Here is a 19,820-nt window from a genome sequence, read left to right on the forward strand (position 1 = left end):
AGCTGGGGAAGCTCGCTCCGCGGCGCGCGGCTAGGGAGCCCTTTCGACGCGCCACTCGCGGGACGACGGCGCGTAGCGGCAGACGCCGCCGGTGGTGATGGCGGCGCACAGTTCGCCGCCGAGCACGGGGTCGTGCTCGCTGATGGCGTCGAGTGCCCGCTTGATGGCCTTGCGCACGGCGGTGCGCGCTCGTTCGGGCGTGGACGCGAAGCCGCGGACCTTGCTGCCGAGTCCCATCGCGCGGGCGAGCTCCGCGATCACCGCGTCCCGTTCCGACCGCAACCGCTGCGCCTTGCCCGGATCCGCGTTGGCCTCCGCGTCCTCGATGGCCTGCTCGAGGTCGCGCACGTGTCTTCGATAGGAGTCGACGGCCGCGTCGTCGAGCAGCTCGTGCCTGCCGGCCAGCACCGCCGACCCGACCAGTTCGACGGCGGCGATGTCCTCGCCCGGCTGCTCGAGGAGCCGGGCCACGTAGTCGATGCCGATCAGGTCCGGCAGGTCGAAGCAGGTCGTACCGCTGCGCACCGACCACTCACCGCCGCCGCAGCGCAGCACCGCGGGCGTCGTCGACGGTGCCAGCGCCTCGGCCTTGGCGGTCCACTCGTGCACGCGCTCGGACAGGTCCATCGCCGCCGCCTCGTCGATCGCCTGCGCGAGCAGGGCACGGGCCCGCGCGAGATCACCCGGTTTGGCACGCGCGACGAGCGCCTCGGCGAGCCGCGCCCGGCTGAGCGCGGTCGCCGGTCGGTTCTCGAGTCGGAGGTTGGTCTGGACAGCTCTGGTCAGGTACTCGACCGCGGCCATCGCATCCCCGGCGATCAGCGACGCGACACCGAGCGCACCGGAGGCCGAACCCAGGCAGCACACCGCGAGCGAGACCGTGACCGGCAGGTGGGCGAACGGCCGCAGGAGGCCGGCCACCTCTGCGGCCAGCGCGGGGTCGTTCAGCAGCGCGGCGGCCTCGACGAGCACCACCATCGCGGCCAGCCAGGTGCTCGACTTCGGCATGTTGGCCAGCCCCATGCCGAGCAGCGGCGCCAAAGCCGCCCTCGCCTCGGCCTCCCGGCCGTCGCGGGCGAGCACCATCACCGCCGACGCCCGGAAGCCGTACTCGCCGACAGCGAGGGTGGCGGAGGTCAGCGTGTTGGTGACGAGGTCGGCCAACTCGGCGTCCCGCCCCTGGTACCACCGGATGTTCAGCAGCTGCGCGGCGTGGTAGCCGACCGAGTCGGCGTCGCCGACCGCGAGGCCGAGCCGCAGGCAGCTCCCGGCAGCCGCCTCCGCCGCACCGAACCGGCCGGCCCGGATGTGCCGCATGACGTCCATGCACGCCACGATGTAACCGGTGCTGGCCACGCCCAGCGTGGCCGACCGCTGGCGCAGCTCGGTCAGCGATCGCTCGGCCTCCGGATCGCCGAGCAGGTACAGGTCGGTGGTGCGCCACAGCAGTCCGAACAGCGCGAGGATCCCGTCGCCTGCCGCCGAGGCCGCCGCGATCTGCTCCTCGGCGAGCGGCAGCCGCATCGCCGCGTGCTCGGGGCTGAGCAACGCGTGGTGGGTCAGCGAGAGCGCGTCCGCCACCGCGTGCGGGTCACCGGTCGCACGGGTCCGGTCCAGCGCGTCCAGCACCTCCGGTACCGGTGCGCCCTCGTAGACGGCCTCGGCGGCGAGTCGCACCGCGAGCCGGCAGCGCAACGACCGCTCGTGCTCCGGCAGCGCGGCCAACGCGGCCCGCTGCCTGGCCAGCACGTGCGCCCGGACGGCCGCGTTGCGGTACTCGTGCACCCAGACACCGCCCAGCCCCAGCACGGCCCTGGCGGTCAGCACCGGATCACCGGTCAGCTCGGCGGCCTCGGTCGCGTCCTCGAACTCCGCTCGCGCGTGACTCAACCGTCCGCAGGCCAGCACCGCGTCGGCGTGTTCGACCAGCAGCTCGGCGCGGCCCGGCAGGTCCTGCCTCTGCTGTGCCAGCGCCGCCGCCCTGCCGAGCAGGTCCGCGGCGCGCTCGTAGGCGTAGCCGCGGCGCAACGACTCGGCGGCCGCGCGGCACGCGTTGATCGCGATCACGGTGTCGGCGTCGGACCGGACGGCGGCGGCGAGCGCGTGGTGGGCGATTCGCTCGGGGTTGCCCGTCAGGATGGCCGCGGCACGGGAATGCGCGTCGAGCAGCCGCACGGTGTCGAACTGGCCGAGTGCGGCCTCCCGGACGAGGTCGTGGAACCGGAACCCGTTCGGCGTCAGGTCGAGCAGTCCCTCGTCCGAGGCCGCGGTGAGCGCTTCCAGCACCTCGCCGGGTGATCGGCCGGCGAGGCTCGCGATCTCGCCCGTGGTGCCGTCGACGCCGAGCAGGGCGGCGCACGCGAGGATGCCGCGGTGCGGTGGCGACAGCCGGGTGACGGCTTCGGTGATGGCGTGCTCGAGGGTCGCCGGCCCGGATCCCGTCCAGCCGAGCTCCACCGCGCGGGCGAGGTACAGCGGGCTGCCGCCGGTGACGCGCATGAGCGTCCTGGCCGTGGTGCGGTCCGGTCTGGGCTGACCGTGCGCCTCCAGCAGCGCTTCGACGTCGCCGATGTCGAAGCGCCGCAACGTGATCGTCGCCGCGGTCGCCCGCAGCTCGCCGAGCAGCGCGTCGGCTGTCTGGCCGCTCTCCACCGGGGTGTTGCGGGTGGTGAGGATCATGATCAGCGGGAGCCGGTCGAGTGCGCCCGCGAGGAACCGGGTCAGCAGCAGCGCGCTCTCGTCGGCGTAGTGCACGTCGTCGACGACGATCATGGTCGGTTTGTCCGCGCGGGTCTCGGTGAGCAGCTCGGCCACCGCGGCGAACCGGGCGAAGCGCTCCGGGTCGACGCCGTCCCGGCCGGAGTCCGCGGCCAGCAGACTGGAACCCGCGGGACCGGCCAGCGCGGGCAGGACGGCGGGCCACGGCCACAAGGCGGGTGCGCCACCGTGCGGCCAGCACCGGCCCCACACCACCTCGAAGCCGTCGCGCTGAGCCGCCGCCGACGCCTGTTCGCAGAACCAGGTCTTGCCGACGCCCGCCTCACCGCTCACCACGACGAGTTGGCGGCGACCTCTCCTCGCCCGCGCTCTTGCCGCGGCCAGCACCTCGAGCTCATGACCACGACCGACAAACGTGCCTTCCACTCACCAAGTCTGCCCCATCCCGCTCGAGCGGCTGCGCCTTTCCCGTTGTACATAGGAGTTGAATTCATCCCGGTCGCCGTGATCAGGGCATCTACACTGCTGCGGTGCTCGAGCAGGATGTCGTGCGACGGACCGCGTCCGCCGTCGAGAAGCTCACCGGAAGTCAAGGCGCCGAACAGGTGTGGATCGCGGAGCCGTCACCGCGCGCCGACATCGCGGCGAACCAGTTCGTCGTGTTCCTCAAACCGGAGGTCACCGCCGTCGCCGCGGGGGTGCGCTTCGCCGAGGTGTACGAGATGGTGCTGAGCACCCTCGCGGCGCACGCGGTCGACGTGCACGCCGTGCGGGTCGTCAACGGACCGTTCGTCGAGCGAGCACGCATGATGGAGGGCCACTACGGCGTCATCAACGAGGTTTCCCGGTTGGGAGAACCCGCGCTGTCCCCCGCCGCGCTGGCGGCGCTGCGTGACCGCTTCACCGGCGCGGACGTGCTCGGCGCGCACCAGTTCCTCGCGCGGTTCCCGCAGTTCTCGGCATTCGCGCTCGCCACGCTGTTCGGCAACGTCGCAAACGTGAAGCTCGCGTCCGGAACGTATGCGGGCGCGGTGTCGGTGCTGGGCAACGAGATCGTGCTGTTGAACGGTTTCCACCCGTTCCAGCTCGAGCGCTTCACCCGGCCGGAAGCGGTCGTCGTGATCCTGGAATGCGCGGCGGCCACCCCGTGGAAAGTGCTGCGGCAGCACGTGGCCGGGGCCACCGACTCCGCCGCGGCCGCACGGGGCTCGATTCGGCGGACGTTGTTCGACCGCGCCGCGGAATTCGGCCTGAGCGGGCGGTCGAACGGGTTTCACCTGTCCGCGGGCCCACTGGAGGGCCTGGTGGAGATGCGCCGCTTCTTCGGCGACGCGGCGACCACGTTCGACCGTTTGCTGCTCGACGGCGGCCTTTCCCCTGAACAGGTCTCGCGGCTCACCGAGAATCCTGTGCTGCACACGGGCGGTACGCCCGCGCCGGCATTCGACCTGACCGAAGAGATGGATGCCGCCGAGGCCGCCGTCGCCCTGCGGACAGCGCTGGACCAGCGCTAGTTCCCTCCCGTTCACTGCAACATCACTGCAACGTCACTGCAATCCCCCTGGCTATGTTCCTGTTCCAGGAAAACGCATTCGGGCCGATGGGGAGTTGTTTGATGAAAGGGTCATTGAGTCCTGGAAAGCTCCGCTTTCGCGCTCCAAGATCGTGGCAAGAGCCAGAAGGTCATTTCCTGGTGGCGTTGTCCGACCCGTGGTACCGCACCCTGGTGCAGGCGCAGGACACCATTGCCACCACCACTTCCACGTTCTGGTCGGCCCGCGGTGTGAAATCGTTGCTGCTGCCGGTGACGACGGGGTCGATCTCCTCACCGATGGGCCTCGGCAGCGACTCCGAGCCGGTTCTGGTCGAGCTGAACGGCGCGCCGACCTACCTCGCGGACTCCATGCAGTTCATGCTCGAGTACGGCTGCCGGCTGTCACCCGGCGGGGCCTACTACCTCATGCCGTCGTTCCGCGGCGAGATGCCGGACGCGACGCACCTCAACGAGTTCTTCCACAGCGAGGCCGAGATCCCGGGCGAGCTCGACGACGTGATCGACGCGGTCGAGGCGTACGTGCGGACGATGTCCGGTGCGCTCGTGGCCGAACACGCCGAGGACATCGCTTCGGTCGCGGGCGATGTGACCCACCTGGAGGACCTGCACTCCTCGCCCGCCTCGCTGCCGAGGCTCACGTTCGACGAGGCGGTCGCCGTGCTGGGCAGGCTCGGTGGCGAGGTGCGCACCGATCCCGTGCACGGTTTCCGCACCATGCCGCGGGAATCGGAGCAGCTGCTCATGGAGCACTGCGGCGGAATGCTGTGGCTGACCCACTTCGACCGGCTGGCCGTTCCGTTCTACCAGGCCGATGTGGACGGCAAGGCCGTCGCCGCCGACCTGCTCATGGGACAGGGCGAGACCGCCGGTGCCGGGCAGCGCCACACGACCGGTGCCGAGGCGCGTGCCGCACTCGCCGCCCACAACGTGGCGGAAGAGGAATACGCCTGGTACGTCACGATGAAGGACCGCTACCCGATGCTCACGTCCGGCTTCGGACTCGGCATCGAGCGGTTCCTGCTGTGGGTGTTCAACCACGACGACGTGCGCGACCTGCAGCTGCTGCCGCGCATGCGCGGGCGGGTCATCCTGCCATGACCGGCAGCGCCGTGCTGCCACCGCGTCTGCGACCGGGCGACGTGGTGGCGGTGATCTCACCGTCCGCCGGTGACGCCGCCCGGTACGCCCGGCGCGCCGCCCGCGGCGTACGAGCGCTGGAAGAACTCGGGTTCGTCGTCGACGTCATGCCGAACGCCACGCGTGACCGGTCCTGGGTGTCGGGCACCGTGCGGGAACGCGTCGACGACGTCCACCGGGCGTTCGCCGATGAACGGGTGCGCGCCATCGCCTCGTTCATCGGCGGCAACCACAGCGCCCAGCTGCTGGGGTCGCTGGACCACGACCTGATCGCCGGCAACCCCAAGGTGCTGTTCGGGTACTCGGACATGACCAGCCTGCTGCACGCGGTGCACCGGATGACCGGGCTGGTGACGTTCTACGGGCCACAGGTGCTCCCCCAGTTCGGGGAGTGGCCGCGGCCGATGCGGGAGACCGTCGACCACTTTCGGGCGGTGACGTCGGTCGCCGCACCGGCGGGCGCGTTCCCGGTGCTCGACGGCATCGTCCGCGAGTTCATCGACTGGGCCGACGACGAAGTGCGGCCGCGCGAACAGGAGAAGGCGACCGGACGCCGGGTGATCCGCGACGGCCGCGCTCGCGGGCCGCTCGTCGCCGGGTGCCTGCCCACCATCCGGCACCTCGTCGGAACACCGTGGCAGGTCGACTGCCGGGGCAGCGTTCTCGTGCTCGACATCCCCGACTCCCGGTACCGCGTCGCCGACGCCGACGCCGACCTGTGGCACCTGCGCAACGCGCGGATCATGGACGGCCTCGCCGGTCTGGTGGTCTGCCGGTCGCGGCACTTCGACGAGCCGCTGACCGACCAGCTGTGCGACGTGATCGACGAAGTGACGCGGCCGTACGGGTTTCCGGTGCTCGCCGAGTTCGAGAGCGGCCACGGCGACCCGGCGCTGACGATTCCCATCGGGCCGGTCGCCGAGCTGTCCGGTGCCGAACTGACCGTGCTGGACGCCGCTGTGTGCTGAGCCGTGAATCCCATCCCGAGGCAATGGAGTGACCGCGTTGTTGGACAACCTGTCTTTGCGAGACGACACCCGAGAAGCCGACCTGCCGTACGTCGACCTGCTGTCGCTCGTCGGTGAGACGAACCGCTGCCCCGGCGGCAAGCGGACCGTGCTGAGCATCGCCAGGCGGCTGGGCATCGGGCGTGACACGAAGGTGCTGGAGATCGGCTCGAACACCGGGTTCACCTCGACCGAACTGGTCAAGATCACCGGGTGCACGGCCGTCGGCGTCGACGTGAACCCGGCCGCCGTCGCCCAGTCCGAGATGATGCGCAAGTCCCTCGTGGACAGCATCGGCGACCGGATGCGGTTCCACGTGGCCGACGCGGCGTCGCTCCCGTTCGAGGACGACAGCTTCGACGTGATCGTCTGCGGTGGCGCGAACACCTTCATCCAGGAGAGGGAAGCGGCCTTCCAGGAGTACGCCAGGGTGCTGCGGCCCTACGGGTTCGTCTCGGTCACCAACCTCTACTACCGGCGGCGGCCGGACCAGGCGCTGCAGGACGACCTGCGCGACGTGCTCGGCTTCTCCGTGCCCGCACTCGGAGTCGAGGAGTGGCTGGAGATCCTCGCTCCGGCGGCCTGGGAGATGTACGACCTGAAGCTCTCCGAGCTGGCCGTCCGCGCGGACCACGTGCTGGACGCCTACGTGGCCGAGCTCTGCTCGCCGGAGCGGCTCGGGCACATCGACGAGGAGCAGCGGCGCCAGGTCAGCGCGCAGTGGCACCGGGTGATGAGCGTGTTCAACCGCAACAACGCCCACCTCGGGTTCATGGAGCTGACGCTGCGCAACCAGGAACCGGGCGACGAGGAGCAGCCCGAGCTGTTCCTGATGCCTGGCGTGTACGACCCGTACTTCGAGAAGGCCTTCGTGGGGATGAACGACTGATGACGGACGTCTCGGTCACGGCACCAGCGCGCGGTCGCGACTTCCCCGCCCGCGTCGCCGAGCGCCTGCCGTACCTCACCCGCGACGACGACGGACGCGCGTTGCTGCACGGCCGGGACGCCGGAGAACTGCTGACCCAGCACGGGTCTCCGGTGCTGGTGCTGCTCCCGGACCGAGCCGCGGACAACGTGCGCAGCGTCAAGGCCGCGTTCGGCGAGCACTTCCCCGACGTCTCGGTGCACTACGCGGTGAAGGCGTGCTACCACGCCGGAGTAGTGCTGGCCGCGAAGGACGCCGGTGCCGGGATCGAGGTCATGAGCGGTCTCGAGCTGCAGATCGCGCGGCAGCTCGGTTTCCGGGCGGACCAGATCGTGCTCAACGGGCTGGGCAGGGACGAGGCGTACGTCCGAGGCTGCATCGACGTCCCCGAAGCGCTGAACGTGCTGGACACCTGGGACGACGTCGACGCGATCGCCCGTGCGGCACAACAGGCGCAGGTCGTGGTCGACGTGGCCGTCCGGGTCACGCCGTGGATGCCGCTGGAGCTCGACGGCGCGACGCCGCGGGACAGCAAGCTCGGCAACCACGTCGACGGCGAGTCGTTCTGGCGGCTGCTCCGCGCGGTGACGGACAACCCGTGGCTGAACCTCCGCGGGCTGCACGGGCACCAGTTCACCAGGGCCGCGTCGCTCGAGGACTACGGCCACTACCTCGAGGGCTTCGCCGATGTCGTGGTGGAGGCGGACAAGCGCGGACACCGGTTCGCCGTGCTGGACATCGGCGGCGGTTTCGAGGCGCGGTCCGCACTCGAGGCGCGCGGCGTGCGGATCGACGACTTCGCCGCCGTCGCGGCCGAGAAGCTGGCCGTCGTGCCCAGCGGCTACCGGCTGGTCGTCGAACCGGGACGCTACGTGGCCGCGGACGCCGCGGTGGGGCTCACCAAGGTCCGCGCCCGCAAACCCCGTGACGGCTTCACCTGGCAGATCGTCGACCTGGCCACCAACGTGCTCATCCCGGTTCCCGGCGCGGAGTACTACCCGGTCGTGCTCCAGGAGGACGCGGGCGACCGGACGACGATCGCCCGGATCGGCGACGGGACCTGCGCACCGTCGACGATGTGCGACGACGTCGAGCTGCCCGACGTGCGCGGCGGTGCCGGCCTGGCGATGCTGAACTGCGGGGCCTACACCACGGTGTTCAGCCACGTCTGGGGTCCGCGGCCACCGGCGGTGGTGTCGATGGACGGCGACGGCGTCGTCGAGGTGGTCGCGGGGCCCGCCGAGTTCACCGCGATCGCGAAGGCCATGTACGGCTACGACCTGGACCTGGGTGCGTCGTGACCATTCCACCACCCGACCTCGTCTCCTGGGCGCACGAGGAGATCGGGGCGATCCAGCTGGCGACACCTCTGTCCACTTCGAACAGTCGGGTGTGGAGGGCAGCCACCTCGTCGGGTGACTGGGTGCTGAAGCACCTGAGCGACCTGTCCAGCACGCCCGAGGTCGAGTCGTTCGTGCTCGCGGAGCTGCGCGACCGGCCGGACGTCCGGCCGATCAAGGCGTTCCGGTCGTGCGCGGACGGTTCGACCTACCTCATCGCCGAGTACGCGCACGGGCGGACCCTCGACGAGTGCCTCGCCACCGCGAAGCCCGCCGCGGCGGGCGGGTGGGCCAGTCAGCTCAACGACCTGATCGACGCGGTCAGCCGGATTCCCGTGACGGGCTACGGAAAAGTCCGGCTGGGACCGGACGGGCTGTGCGCCGAGCACGACAGTTGGCCTGGGTTCCTCGAGGACTACTTGGAAGGGCAGCGCGTCAAGGCGCCCCGCCTGGCGGAGCTGCGGTACGACCGGCTGCACCGGGCCCTGGTGGCCGCGCGCGCCGAGCTGGCCGCGGCCGCGCCACTCCCCCGCCTCGTGCTGGCGGACGTGAACCTGCGCAACTTCGTGGTCGGCACCTCGGGCCTGGTGTGCTGCAACATCCCGGTGCTGTGGGCGGGCGATCCGGCCGCGTCCCGCGGTGAGGCCCTGCTGCACTGGGCGGGCACGGCAGGCGAGCCGGTGCTGACCTCCGCGTCCGGGCTGCTGCACTTCTACGCCGCGTTCCACGCCTACGTGATCCTCGCCTACGTCGAGCGCTTCTCGCCCGAACCGCTCGACCGCGCCACGCCGTGGGGATCCGACACGCCTCTGCTCCAGCTGCTGGACCGGCACCTGCTCGGTGCGGAAGGAGCGTGAGCACGTGCCGGTCGCCCAGAAACCGAAGGCGCTGACGGGGTTCGACGACCGCCACCTGCACGCGCTCCGCGTCGCGTACGGGTTGGCGGACGTGGACGCGCTGCTGCCGGTGATCATGGACGGCGAGTTCGCCTCCCTGCTCGACGTGCGGACCGAGACGAGCCGCAAGGCGCTCCTCGAAGACGAGCTCGGCACGTGGTTCGTGAAGCAGGTGCCCTGGTACGCCGACGACGAAGCCGAACTGGCGCGCAGGCACGCGCTCACCCGCCAGCTGGCGAGCACCGGACTGGTGCCGCGGAAGAGGAAGACCGTCGACGGTCTCGGCTGGACCCGGATCGAGGGCGCCGCGTTCGAGGTCACCGAGTACCGCCGCGGGCACCGGTTCGACGGGTCCGCCCGGCAGGTGCGCGCCGCGGGCTCGGCGCTCGCCACCCTCCACGACTGCCCGATCTCCCACGACGGTCCGGCCGAGGACTACCGGTCGCTCGTCGCGAAGCACGTGCGGCTGGCCGAGGAGGTCGGCGCGCCGCCGCGACTGCGCGCCGTGCTCCGGGAGTGCGAGGCAGCTCTGCCCGCACAGCTCCCGGACGACGTCTGGCACGCGTTGCCGCAGACGTTCGTGCACGGTGACTACAGCCCGTGGAACGTCGTGTTCGGGCCCGGCGACGTGCTCGCGGTCGTGGACTTCGACAACAGCGATGTCGGGTCCCGCCTGCGCGACGTCGTCGAGGGCGTGCTGACCGCGGCCGGTGTGCGCTACCAGGGCGACTCGACGAACTTCGCGCGGCCGTTCCGCTGCGAGCTCGACGAGGGTCTCGCCGCGGCGTTCCTGGCCGGTTACCTCGGCACCACGCTCACCCCGTTCACCGAGGCCGAGCTGTCGTGTCTCCGCGGTGTCGTCCGCGCCGTGCACGTCGAGCTCGTCGCGCTGGCGGTCCTGCGCGGCGAGATCGACGACGAGTCGGCGGACGAGGTCGCCGCGTGGCAGGCCGATCCACCCGATCTGGCGGCTCTCGTCGCTGACGTGCGCCGGATCGGGGTGTCCCCGTGACCCGCGTGGTGCTCGTCGCGGGCAGCAAGGGCGGGGTCGGCCGGACCACCGTGGCCGCCGGTCTGGCGTTCGCGCTCGCCCGCGAGCACGAGGTCGGTCTGCTCGACGCCGACCTGTCGTGCCCGAACCTGCCGGTGCTGCTCGGCGTGAGCGGCCCACCGCGCGTGCTCGACGGGAAGATGGTGCCCGCGAAGGCATCCGACGGCCCGGTGACGGTCTCGCTCATGTCGACCGGCCTGTTCGGCGGGCCCGACACCGTCTTCGCCTGGCAGGGCCCGTTGCTCCGCGGCGTGGTGCGGCAGTTCGTCCGGGACGTGGACTGGGGGAAACCCGACTACCTCGTCGTCGACGTGCCATCGGGCACCGGGCCGGTGCACGCGGCGCTGATCGACGCGCTCGCGCCGGCCACCGCCGTCGTCGTGACCACCTCCGACCGGCTGGCGTTGACGGACACGCGCCGCTGCCTGCGTTTTCTCGAGGACGTGGTGCCCGTGGCGGCGATCGTGGAGAACCGGGCGGACGCGGAACCGGCGACCACGGCCGCGTTCCGCATTCCCTCCGCGGCAGGCGATGGGCCGCCGTGGCGGGACGAACGCGTTTGCCGGGAGCTGGCTCGCTTGGCAACCCATCTCGTATCGAACCAGGGAGGAACCAATGCTCGACCTTGACCTCGCGACGCTCGTGGCGCCACACACGATCGAGGGCTTCCTCGGCGGCGAATGGCCGCGCGACCCGTACATCAGCGTGGAGAGCGAGGAACGGGTCGCGGCGTTCGCCGAGGCCGTTCCGGAGCTCAACTCGGCGGAGGCCCTGCTGTCCGGCTGGCAGGACCGGGTCAGCCTGATGAGCCCCAAGGGGTTCCGGGCGTCCGTTCCGGACGGTCGCAGCGCACTTCCGTTCCTGCACCAGGGTTTCACCTGCTACCTGCGCAACCTCGAGAACCACATCCCGGTGCTGTCGAGCCTGCTGGACAACGTCGCCGTGCAGCTCGGCGTGCCGCGGAAGTACCTGATCTGCGAGGTGTTCTGCTCCGAAGGCGAGAGCGGCGTCGCGATGCACAGCGACTACGACCACAACTTCGCGCTCCTGCTGCGCGGCGCGAAGCGGTGGACGTACTCGCGCAACACCCACATCCGCCACGCCACGAACACCATCATCGGTGGTGACCGCCCGCAGCGGGACCTGCGCCAGCTCGAGTTCGCGACGAGTCTTCCGCTGCCGCACAAGCAGGCCGACGACGCGTACGACGTCACCGTGCGCGGCGGCGGCATGGTGTTCCTCCCGCGCGACTGGTGGCACCAGACCCAGGCCATCGGCGAGTGCATGCAGCTGAACGTCGCGGTGAAGGGCCCGATGTGGCTCACGGTGTTCCAGGAGTCGCTGACCGAGATGCTGCTGCCCGACGTCGAGTGGCGGGACATGGCCTACGGCATCGTCGGTGACGACACCAGCCGTGAGGCGGCGCTCGCCACGTTCGCCGAGCTGATCGGCCGGTTCCGGAAGGAGACGTCCGGCGACAGCGACCTCGAGCTGGCCACCCGGCTGATCGAGGCCGCGGGTTACGGCCGCGAGGTCACGCCGGATGCCTGAGCACCCGAACGGCCTGCACCGGTACCGCTTCGCCTGCGGGAGGAGCGAGGTCGACGTGCGCACCGACGTGCGGACGGCCGCCGAGCTCGACGGGTTGAGCAGGCCGTTCTTCCAGCGCAAGCCGGTGAGCTCCGACAGTGCGCCCGCACCACTGGTGTGGGCCACGACGGCGCCACCGGCAGGCGAGGACTGGGAGCGGCTGACCTTCTCGTCGGAGACCGAGCCCGACCGGGTCCTGTGGGTGAACCACGCGCGGCGGGAGATCGCGTTCGTCGCTCCCCCGTCGGCGTGGCGCACGCAGCAACTGCTGCGCTCCGTGCGCAACCTGATCCGCTGGCAGGCCTACGAACGCGGTGAGCTCTTCGTGCACGGCGGCATGGTGGCCGTCGGCGACGTCGGCATCGCGTTCCTCGGCCGCAAGCGGGCGGGCAAGACCTCCAACATCCTCAGCGCCCTCATCAACGCCGCGGCGGACTTCGTGTCCAACGACGACCTGGTGCTGGCGCCGGGCCCGGACGGTGTCGTCGGGCAGGGCTACCCGCGCGCGATCACCATCCGGCTCGACTCGCTGATGGCGGTCACCAAGGAAGACCAGCGGTTGCGCAAGCTCGTGCACGACGTGAAGCACCCGATCAACCACCACCGGGTGCAGGAGAGCCTGTTCGTGCGGTGCGCGGAGCTGGTCGTGGCCGCGGGAACCGAGCTGCGGCCACGGCATCCGCTCCAGGTCGTGGCCTTCCCGCAGTTCGTCGACGCCGGCGAGCGCACCGGTGTGGAAAAGCTCGACCGGGCCGAGGCCGCGGAACTGCTCGCGGAGCACACCGAGTCCGAGGCCACCGACCACGATCCTTTCCTGGCCTCGTGGTTCCCCTCGTACGACGCGGCCGCCCGCACCGCGGTCACCGACCAGCTGCTGGACTCGGCGACGTTCCTGCGGCTGAGGCAGGACTTCGACGACATGGGTTCGGCGACCTCGGCACTGCTCGAGGCCGCCGGCCTCGCGGCGCCGGTGCCGGCGGGGACCCGGCGGTGACCCGCGCGCTGCTCGTCGACCTGGACGGGGTGCTGCGACGCCGGGACCCCCGCGTGGTGCACGGCTGCGAGGAGGAGGCCGGACTGCCCGCGGGCAGCATCCTGGCCGCCGCGTTCGAGCCGAACCTGCTGACCGCGGCGGTGACCGGCCGCATCACCCAGAACCAGTGGGAGAACGCGGTCATCATGGAGCTGTCGGGCCGTCACCCCGACGCGGACACCCGGCCCGCGGTCCGGCGGTGCCTGGGGGACGTGGGTCACCTCGACCCCGAGGTGCTGGCCGTCGTGGACGCCGTCCGTCCACATGCGACTGTCTGCCTCGTCAGCAACGCCACCAGCAGGCTGCACGCCGACCTGGAGGCGCTCGGACTCACCGACCACGTCGACCACGTCGTGTCCTCGGCAGATCTCGGGGTGACGAAACCGGATCCCCGCGTCCTGGTCGCGGCGGCCCGGCTGTCCGGCGCACCACCGGAGCACTGCCTCGTGGTGGACGACGCGGCCGGGGTCACCGCGGCCGCCGAGGACGTCGGCATGACCGGCCACACGTTCACCGCCACGACCGCGCTGGAGCAGGCGGTCGAGCACTGGCTCACGCGAGAAGCCCCAGGTGGCCGGGCTACCGGGGCGCTCTGCCTCGATCCTGACGATCGGGTGCTGCTCGTGCAGCGGCAGGACCCGGTCAGCGGCGACCTGCTCTGGGAGCCACCGGGCGGGCAGAACGACGCCGTGCGCAGGTACCTCGACGTCCGGTGGTGGACGTGGAACGAGGTGCTCGGCGCGCGCGAACGGATCGAACCGGCCGAACTGGCCTCCCTCCTGCGTGCCACGGCGCCGTCCGGCCCGTGGCGTTCGGCGGGCCGAATTGCCGGCGACGCACTGCAATAAAAATGCAATGCGCCTGACTAGGGTTCTTAGTCGTGGCAGTTCGAACCGCCACTTTTTTCAAGATGCAAGTTAGGGGGTGATTTTCATGCGCAACTACTCCAAGCCGGCCCTCCGCAAGGTGAGCATCCGCAAGGCTGTCATCGGCATCTGAGGCTAAGCCCGAAATGGTGCCAGCAGGCCTGCTGGCACCATTTCTCTCTGTAATGGAAAGGTGTAGTCATGGACAAGCCGAACCAGGCATTCGACGTCCGGTTCAACAACACGCCGGACGGCCCCATCCTCGTGCGCGGCCACGACGCGTTCGAGCTCAACGACGTCGGCCTGGCGATCTGGGAGCGGTGCGACGGCGTGCACTCCCAGCAGGACATCGTCGAGGAGATCCAGGCCCTCTACGACGTCACGTACGACCAGGCCGAGGCGGACGTCGAGTTCTTCCTCACCGAGCTGGGAAAGGCACACCTGCTCGATGAGTAGCGGGCGGAGCCGGTCCGCCACCGCGGCCGGCGCGGTAGCGGTCGTGTCGATCGGCGCGATCCCGTTCGTCAGCGACTTCCCGGTCGCCGTCGCCGCGCTGGCCTACCTGGCGATCCTGGCGACCGGCAGAACGCGCTTGTCCTGGCTCGGCAAAGGGCTGGCCGGCCGGATCGTGCGCAGGCTGGTGCGCGTCGCGATCTTCTTCGTGCCGGTCCCGTTCGTCGCCACCGTGACGTGGTCGGGCGGTGTCGTCGAGTCGCTCGTCGCGGTCGCGTTCGCGTTCGCCCTCCTCGCCCCCGACCGCCGGAACATCGTGCGCGAGCTGAGCCCGGCGCGACTCGCCCTGCGGAGCTACCGCAGCGGGGACGAACCGCTCCGCGACTTCATCGCGTTCGCCGGCGCCGGTGTGGCCCAGGAGTACTTCTACCGCGGCGTGGTGCTGACGGCACTGCTGCCGCAGCTCGGCTGGTTCGCGATCCTCCCGGCCGCCGCGATGTTCGTCTTCGAACACGTCGCACAGGGCGGCGGACTGCACTTCGACCGCCGGGACCTGATCAACCAGACCATCATGAGCATTGTTTTCGGCGCCTTGGCGATTCACGCGGGCTCCGTGCTCCCCGCCGTGATCGGTCACACGGTCTACAACCTGCCGAACGTCATTCAGATTTTCGTTCGGATTCACGCCCAACGCTCTGATCGGAGGATTCGCCATGACGGCTGACCTGGGTAGGCCTGAACTGACCGGTGAAGTGTGGGCCCGGCGGATCGCGGTCGGCAGGCAGATCGTCGAGCGCTACCCGGCGACCAGGATCAGCTTTCTGAGCGGATCGTTCCTCGACGGCTTCGCCACCCCCACCTCGGACCTCGACATCTTCGTGCTGGTCGACAACGGCGCGGAGGTGGCGAGCGCGGGATCGGCGAGTTTCGACGCCGACGGACGACGCATCGACATCGACTACGCGGACGACGTCACGGTCGACACCGAGGTGTGGACGGTCGACTCGATCGTCTCCATCGCGACCGAGCTCGAGAAGATCGACCTCGCGAACTGGAACGCCGCGGGAGGCATCGAGGGGATCAAGCTGACCGTCGCGCACCGCCTGCGGATCGGCGAACCGCTGACCGGCGCGAAGGAGTTCGCCGCGCTGCGCGACCTCTTCGACTGGCCGCGGCTCAGCACGGTCATCAGGAACCGTTGCCTTGCGGCGTACAACAGTCTGGCGGACGACGCGATCGGCGCGATCAAGTCGGGTGACGGGATGACGTCGGTCCTGATGTCGCGTGACGCGCTCGGCGCCGCGGCGGACGCGCTCACCGCGGCGTTCGGCCACACCAACGCGAAGTCGAAGTGGCGCTGGCGCAAGTTCGGAGTGCTGGGCCTCACCGAGGACGCCGAGTCGTACCGCCGGGCCGAGTTCACCACGGGCGACACGGACGCCGCCATGATCGCCAGCAGCAAGGCGAGGCTGCGCCTGGCATCCGAGTTCGCGGTCAAGGCGAGCGCCCGGCCATGAGCCAGGCGGAGCTGCGCGAGGGGCCGAGCCGGCAACGAATGTTCTGGCTCGGCCGCGGCGTGTCGTTCTTCGGCAGCGAGTTCTCCACGCTGGGGATTCCGCTCTACTGCGTCGTCGTGCTCGGCGCGGGTCCCGCCGAGATGGGACTGCTCGTCGCGTGCGCCGGACTGCCCGCGCTGCTCGGCCCGTTCGTGGCAGGCCCCGTGGTCGACCTGTTCGACCGCAGGCTCCTGCTCGTCGTCACCGACCTCGTGCGCTGCGCCGCACTGCTCGCCGTCCTGCCGCTGCACTGGGCCGGGGCGCTCAACCTCACCGTCCTGTTGGGACTTCAGTTCGTGCTCGGCGCGGCATCGACGTTGTACGACACCGCGTTGTTCGCGTTCCTGCCGAGCTACTTCCCGCCGCACCAGCTGGCGATGGCGAACGGCCGGAGCTCGGCCCTGCACAGCGCCGCGTCGCTGGCCGGTCCGAGCCTCGCGGGTGCACTCGTCCAGGCCGTCGGTGCCGTCGCCGCGATCGTCGTCGACGGCATCTCGTTCCTGGTGTCGGCGTTGACGATCGGCCACAGCACCGCGGAGGTGCCGACGACCAAACGGTCATCGGGCGGCTACAAGGCGTTCCTGGCCGACGGGTTCAGGGCCCTGCGGGACACGCCGCCGGTGTTGCTGCTCGGATTCTCCAGCTGCCTGTTCAACCTCGCCGCGGGCGCCTCCCAGGCCGTGATCGTCTACTTCGCGATCAAGGTGCTGGGTTTTCCGGCACTGCTGCTCGGCCTCGCCACCTCCGCCGGTCTCGTGGGCGGCCTGGTCACCGGACTCGTCGCCCGCAAGCTGTCCGACGCGCTGGGCCTGCGCACCATGCTCAGCGGCGGGATCCTCCTGGCGAGCGTGGCGGAGTTCGCCATCGCGGTGGCACCCGCCGACAAGGCCGTCGCCTTCGCCGTCATCGCCACCGCGCAGTGCGTTGCCACCTCAGGCGCTGTTGCCTACATGACCGCCAACGCGACCCTGCGCCAGCACCTCGTGCCGGAACACGTGCGCGGCCGGGTGTTCGCGACGTTGCGCCTGTTGACGAGGGGCGTCATGCCGCTCGGCGCGGCCGCGGGCGGTCTGCTGGCGGCCGGGACGTCACCGAGGTTCGCGATCGCCGCCGCAGGGATGGGACAGCTGGTGGCGGCCCTGTGGTTGTTCACCCGCCGCCGGGTGCTCCCCGACCGCCTGTAGGGCCTGCTCAGGCCGCCTCGGCGACCGGTTCCGCCGCGGCCGCGGGCATACCGAGCAGCAGCCTGCCCGCGGCCGTGAGCTCCGCGGGCACCCAGGTCCACGGGCGACGCCCTCCGGACAACCGGATGTACCCGGCGCGCACCAACTGGTGCGACGTCGCCTGGTCGCTGCACAACAGGCCGTCGACCCGCAGGTCGGGCTCGCAGCTGCAGGTCGCCTCGACCCTGCCCGCGGCAACGGCGCGCAACATCGCCATGCCCCTGTGCGTCACCGCATCCGGTTGGTTCATCGTCGCTCCCCCGCTTTCGTCCCGCCGTGACTCCGGTCACAACCATCCACCCATCCGGGGCGACTGGGCACCGGCAAACCCCCTAGATCCGGCGCGGCGCGCCACTAGGGGACAACCCCGGAGACCACCGCGCGTGCAGGGGATCGCGCCCCGACGAGGTGTCAGACCTTCAGCCACTCACGGGCCCGGCGGAACGCGTCCGCGGCGTCGGCCGGGCGGTGGGCAGGCCGGGAGGAGTCGTGTGCGAACCCGTGCGACGCCTCGTAGTACCGCACGACCGTGACGCCGAGTGCGTCCAGCGCGCGCACGTCCGAGCACATGATCAGCGGGTCGAGCCAGCCGACCAGTGCGAGCAGGCGGTCCCCGTTGCCCTCCAACGCGTCCAGCGCGCCGGGCTGCACCGGGCCGTAGAACGACACGAGCCGTTCGTAGCGGACGTCCGCCGCCGCCTTGTACGCGTATCCGCCGCCCTGGCAGAACCCGAGCAGCAACTGCCGCGCGCAGCCGGTGGCGTCCGCCGCCTCGCCGATCTGGCGCAGTTTCACCGAGTCCGGTGTGTCAGCGGCCAAGGCGAGCCGCGCGGTCACGTCGCCGGGATCGGCGATGCCGGGGTACGGGTCGGGCGCGCACACCGCGACGTTCCACTCCTCGGCGAGGCGCGTGCACAGCTCGTCGAACAGCGGCCGCAGGCCGAAGATGTCGGTCAGCAGCACCAGTCCGGCCACCGGCTCGGCCGGCGAGACCAGGATCGCCTCCGTCCCCGAGGGCAGCAGGACCCTAGACACGGAAACCGTCCAGTGTCTCGGAGGCGAAGAGCTGCCGCGGCTCGAGCTGCCGCTCCGACAGGCCCTGCTCGAACGAGTACCGCAGGAACGTCCGCAGCACGGTGTCGTTGGCATCGACGCCGTACGGCCAGTAGTCCTCGCCCATGATCCGCCTGGTCCGCTCGACCTCCTCGTAGAGCCACGGCAGCGAGTAGCGCAGCGCGTTCGTCTCGCCCAGCGTGCTCATGGCCGAGGAACGGGCCTGCTCGAACGCCTTGTACAGCGAGCGGGCGAGCCATCGGTGCTGCTCGTGGAGCTCGCGGCGGATCACCACCGCGTGCATGATCGGGAAGACGCCGGTCGCGCGGAAGTAATCCTCCTCGACCTGGCGCGGGTCGGCGAACAGCCTGCGCACCCGGTGATCGCCGTCGGCGTACGGCAACGGCATCCGCGCGGAGTACAGGGCGTCGATCTCGCCGTCGAGCAGCATCCGCGCCAGCGTCTGGGCCGGCCCGATCGGGGTGATGTCGGCGGTGACGCCGGACGGCAGCGGGATCTTCTCCGGGCGGCCCGGCTCGTGCAGGCCGCCGGTGCGGTAGCGCACGCTGTCGACCGGGACGTCGTGGTGCTCGGCGAGGATGCCGCGGATGAACACCGCGGCCGTCATCTGGTACTCCGGGATGCCGACGACCCGGCCCTTGAGGTCGGCGGGCGAGGTGATGCCGGACGCCGCGCCGACGTAGATCGCGTTGTGCCGGAACGTCCGCGACGGGAAGACGGGGATCGCGACGAGCTCGGCGGTGTTCATGACGTACGACGAGAGCGAGAGCTCCGCGACGTCGAACTCGCGGTGCCGCAGCATCCGGTAGAAGACCTCCTCCGGCGGCAGGGCCAGGTAGGTCAGGTCGACGCCCTCCGGTCGCACGGCGCCGGTGCGCAGCGCGTCCGTGCGGTCGTAGCGGCCGCAGGCGAGCGTGATCGGGATCAAGTTCTTCCTCCTTCTCCGGATTCGCCCGCTTCCACGACCCGCTGCAGGATGCGCACGAGGTCACGGCGGTCGCCTTCGGTGAGGCAGCCGACGAGCTTGTCGGTCATCCGCAGCGCGCTCTCCGAGATCTCCTCGAAGACGCGGGCGCCCTCGTCGGTCAGGGTGAGCACGTTGCGGCGGCGGTCTTCGGGGTGCTTGGCGCGAGCGAGGAAGCCGCGGGCCGCGAGGCGGTTGACGACGTCGGCGACGGTCGACGTGTCGAGCGAAGCCTCGCGGGCCAGCGAGTTCTGGTCGGTCGCCGGGTTGACCGCGATCGCGCTCAGCACGGCGAACTGCGTCGACGTCACGTCCGACGACACCTCGGCCGCCCACAGCTGGTTGTGCACCTGCTGCGCGCGCCGGATGAGATGACCGGGCTGCTGGTACATGTCGACCGCTGCGGCGTTGCTGCTGAACGGCTTCATC

General features: G+C 70.7%; 20 protein-coding genes. 15 read left to right on the forward strand and 5 right to left on the reverse strand.

Annotation, left to right across the window (positions count from 1 at the left end):
* Window positions 1-30 precede the first annotated feature (30 nt).
* Window positions 31-3,144, reverse strand: coding sequence for an ATP-binding protein (locus tag FKR81_RS19825; protein WP_146353590.1), 3,114 nt, complete (start codon window positions 3,142-3,144; stop codon window positions 31-33).
* 104 nt (window positions 3,145-3,248) lie between these two features.
* Here FKR81_RS19825 and FKR81_RS19830 point away from each other — a divergent pair, with 104 nt between their 5' ends.
* From FKR81_RS19830 to FKR81_RS19895, 15 genes are all read left to right on the forward strand, one after another.
* A complete protein-coding gene (locus tag FKR81_RS19830) occupies window positions 3,249-4,232 on the forward strand; it encodes a hypothetical protein (RefSeq protein ID WP_146353591.1) in 984 nt (327 codons plus the stop codon).
* Window positions 4,233-4,411: 179 nt separating this feature from the next.
* Window positions 4,412-5,371, forward strand: a complete 960-nt coding sequence (locus FKR81_RS19835; protein ID WP_235921647.1) for an amino acid--tRNA ligase-related protein — start codon at window positions 4,412-4,414, stop codon at window positions 5,369-5,371.
* On the forward strand, window positions 5,368-6,378 hold the full coding sequence (locus FKR81_RS19840) for a S66 peptidase family protein (RefSeq protein ID WP_146353592.1): 1,011 nt from the start codon (window positions 5,368-5,370) through the stop codon (window positions 6,376-6,378). Before FKR81_RS19835 ends, FKR81_RS19840 begins: the two co-directional genes overlap by 4 nt.
* A 37-nt stretch (window positions 6,379-6,415) precedes the next feature.
* Entirely contained in the window at window positions 6,416-7,306 is an 891-nt protein-coding gene (locus FKR81_RS19845; RefSeq protein WP_186763058.1) for a class I SAM-dependent methyltransferase, read from the forward strand.
* The gene (locus FKR81_RS19850) at window positions 7,306-8,646 is read left to right on the forward strand and encodes an alanine racemase (RefSeq protein WP_146353594.1); all 1,341 of its coding nucleotides are present in this window, start codon (window positions 7,306-7,308) and stop codon (window positions 8,644-8,646) included. The genes FKR81_RS19845 and FKR81_RS19850 overlap by 1 nt, the downstream gene beginning before the upstream one ends.
* On the forward strand, window positions 8,643-9,542 hold the full coding sequence (locus FKR81_RS19855) for a phosphotransferase (RefSeq protein ID WP_186763059.1): 900 nt from the start codon (window positions 8,643-8,645) through the stop codon (window positions 9,540-9,542). Before FKR81_RS19850 ends, FKR81_RS19855 begins: the two co-directional genes overlap by 4 nt.
* Before the next feature lie 4 nt (window positions 9,543-9,546).
* The gene (locus FKR81_RS19860; RefSeq protein ID WP_146353596.1) at window positions 9,547-10,593 is read left to right on the forward strand and encodes a phosphotransferase; all 1,047 of its coding nucleotides are present in this window, start codon (window positions 9,547-9,549) and stop codon (window positions 10,591-10,593) included.
* Window positions 10,590-11,261, forward strand: coding sequence for a P-loop NTPase (locus tag FKR81_RS19865; RefSeq protein WP_146353597.1), 672 nt, complete (start codon window positions 10,590-10,592; stop codon window positions 11,259-11,261). Before FKR81_RS19860 ends, FKR81_RS19865 begins: the two co-directional genes overlap by 4 nt.
* Window positions 11,248-12,183, forward strand: coding sequence for a JmjC domain-containing protein (locus FKR81_RS19870; protein WP_186763060.1), 936 nt, complete (start codon window positions 11,248-11,250; stop codon window positions 12,181-12,183). The genes FKR81_RS19865 and FKR81_RS19870 overlap by 14 nt, the downstream gene beginning before the upstream one ends.
* Complete coding sequence (locus tag FKR81_RS43640) at window positions 12,176-13,216, forward strand: phosphoenolpyruvate carboxykinase (ATP) (RefSeq protein WP_186763061.1); 1,041 nt, start codon at window positions 12,176-12,178, stop codon at window positions 13,214-13,216. The genes FKR81_RS19870 and FKR81_RS43640 overlap by 8 nt, the downstream gene beginning before the upstream one ends.
* The gene (locus FKR81_RS19875) at window positions 13,213-14,103 is read left to right on the forward strand and encodes an HAD-IA family hydrolase (RefSeq protein ID WP_186763062.1); all 891 of its coding nucleotides are present in this window, start codon (window positions 13,213-13,215) and stop codon (window positions 14,101-14,103) included. The genes FKR81_RS43640 and FKR81_RS19875 overlap by 4 nt, the downstream gene beginning before the upstream one ends.
* 219 nt (window positions 14,104-14,322) lie before the next feature.
* Window positions 14,323-14,577 (forward strand): PqqD family protein, encoded by a 255-nt coding sequence (locus FKR81_RS19880; protein WP_146353600.1) that lies wholly within the window; start codon window positions 14,323-14,325, stop codon window positions 14,575-14,577.
* Complete coding sequence (locus FKR81_RS19885; RefSeq protein ID WP_146353601.1) at window positions 14,570-15,298, forward strand: CPBP family intramembrane glutamic endopeptidase; 729 nt, start codon at window positions 14,570-14,572, stop codon at window positions 15,296-15,298. Before FKR81_RS19880 ends, FKR81_RS19885 begins: the two co-directional genes overlap by 8 nt.
* Complete coding sequence (locus FKR81_RS19890) at window positions 15,288-16,091, forward strand: nucleotidyltransferase domain-containing protein (protein ID WP_146353602.1); 804 nt, start codon at window positions 15,288-15,290, stop codon at window positions 16,089-16,091. The genes FKR81_RS19885 and FKR81_RS19890 overlap by 11 nt, the downstream gene beginning before the upstream one ends.
* Window positions 16,088-17,314 carry an MFS transporter gene (locus FKR81_RS19895; RefSeq protein ID WP_146353603.1) on the forward strand — a complete coding sequence of 409 codons (1,227 nt, stop codon included), beginning with the start codon at window positions 16,088-16,090 and terminating at the stop codon, window positions 17,312-17,314. Before FKR81_RS19890 ends, FKR81_RS19895 begins: the two co-directional genes overlap by 4 nt.
* A 7-nt stretch (window positions 17,315-17,321) precedes the next feature.
* Here FKR81_RS19895 and FKR81_RS19900 read toward each other — a convergent pair whose 3' ends face one another.
* The 4 genes from FKR81_RS19900 to FKR81_RS19915 all read right to left on the reverse strand — a co-directional run bounded on the left by FKR81_RS19900 (window position 17,322) and on the right by FKR81_RS19915 (window position 19,819).
* On the reverse strand, window positions 17,322-17,603 hold the full coding sequence (locus tag FKR81_RS19900) for a hypothetical protein (RefSeq protein WP_146353604.1): 282 nt from the start codon (window positions 17,601-17,603) through the stop codon (window positions 17,322-17,324).
* Between the two features lie 161 nt (window positions 17,604-17,764).
* Window positions 17,765-18,388: a dienelactone hydrolase family protein gene (locus tag FKR81_RS19905; protein WP_186763063.1), complete on the reverse strand. Its 624-nt coding sequence runs from the start codon at window positions 18,386-18,388 to the stop codon at window positions 17,765-17,767.
* A complete protein-coding gene (locus FKR81_RS19910; protein ID WP_146353606.1) occupies window positions 18,381-19,355 on the reverse strand; it encodes a substrate-binding domain-containing protein in 975 nt (324 codons plus the stop codon). Before FKR81_RS19910 ends, FKR81_RS19905 begins: the two co-directional genes overlap by 8 nt.
* Window positions 19,352-19,819 (reverse strand): MarR family winged helix-turn-helix transcriptional regulator, encoded by a 468-nt coding sequence (locus tag FKR81_RS19915; RefSeq protein WP_186763064.1) that lies wholly within the window; start codon window positions 19,817-19,819, stop codon window positions 19,352-19,354. Before FKR81_RS19915 ends, FKR81_RS19910 begins: the two co-directional genes overlap by 4 nt.
* Between the last annotated feature and the right edge of the window lies 1 nt (window position 19,820).

The sequence above is a fragment of the Lentzea tibetensis genome (assembly GCF_007845675.1).
GTDB lineage: Bacteria > Actinomycetota > Actinomycetes > Mycobacteriales > Pseudonocardiaceae > Lentzea > Lentzea tibetensis.

Bases quoted from the DNA above. Each gene is read 5' to 3' on its own strand.
- FKR81_RS19895 (WP_146353603.1), top strand. From the start codon at position 16,088: ATGAGCCAGGCGGAGCTGCGCGAGGGGCCGAGCCGGCAACGAATGTTC.
- FKR81_RS19870 (WP_186763060.1), top strand. From the start codon at position 11,248: ATGCTCGACCTTGACCTCGCGACGCTCGTGGCGCCACACACGATCGAG.
- FKR81_RS19885 (WP_146353601.1), top strand. From the start codon at position 14,570: ATGAGTAGCGGGCGGAGCCGGTCCGCCACCGCGGCCGGCGCGGTAGCG.
- FKR81_RS43640 (WP_186763061.1), top strand. From the start codon at position 12,176: ATGCCTGAGCACCCGAACGGCCTGCACCGGTACCGCTTCGCCTGCGGG.
- FKR81_RS19890 (WP_146353602.1), top strand. From the start codon at position 15,288: ATGACGGCTGACCTGGGTAGGCCTGAACTGACCGGTGAAGTGTGGGCC.
- FKR81_RS19850 (WP_146353594.1), top strand. From the start codon at position 7,306: ATGACGGACGTCTCGGTCACGGCACCAGCGCGCGGTCGCGACTTCCCC.
- FKR81_RS19840 (WP_146353592.1), top strand. From the start codon at position 5,368: ATGACCGGCAGCGCCGTGCTGCCACCGCGTCTGCGACCGGGCGACGTG.
- FKR81_RS19915 (WP_186763064.1), bottom strand. From the start codon at position 19,819: ATGAAGCCGTTCAGCAGCAACGCCGCAGCGGTCGACATGTACCAGCAG.
- FKR81_RS19900 (WP_146353604.1), bottom strand. From the start codon at position 17,603: ATGAACCAACCGGATGCGGTGACGCACAGGGGCATGGCGATGTTGCGC.
- FKR81_RS19880 (WP_146353600.1), top strand. From the start codon at position 14,323: ATGGACAAGCCGAACCAGGCATTCGACGTCCGGTTCAACAACACGCCG.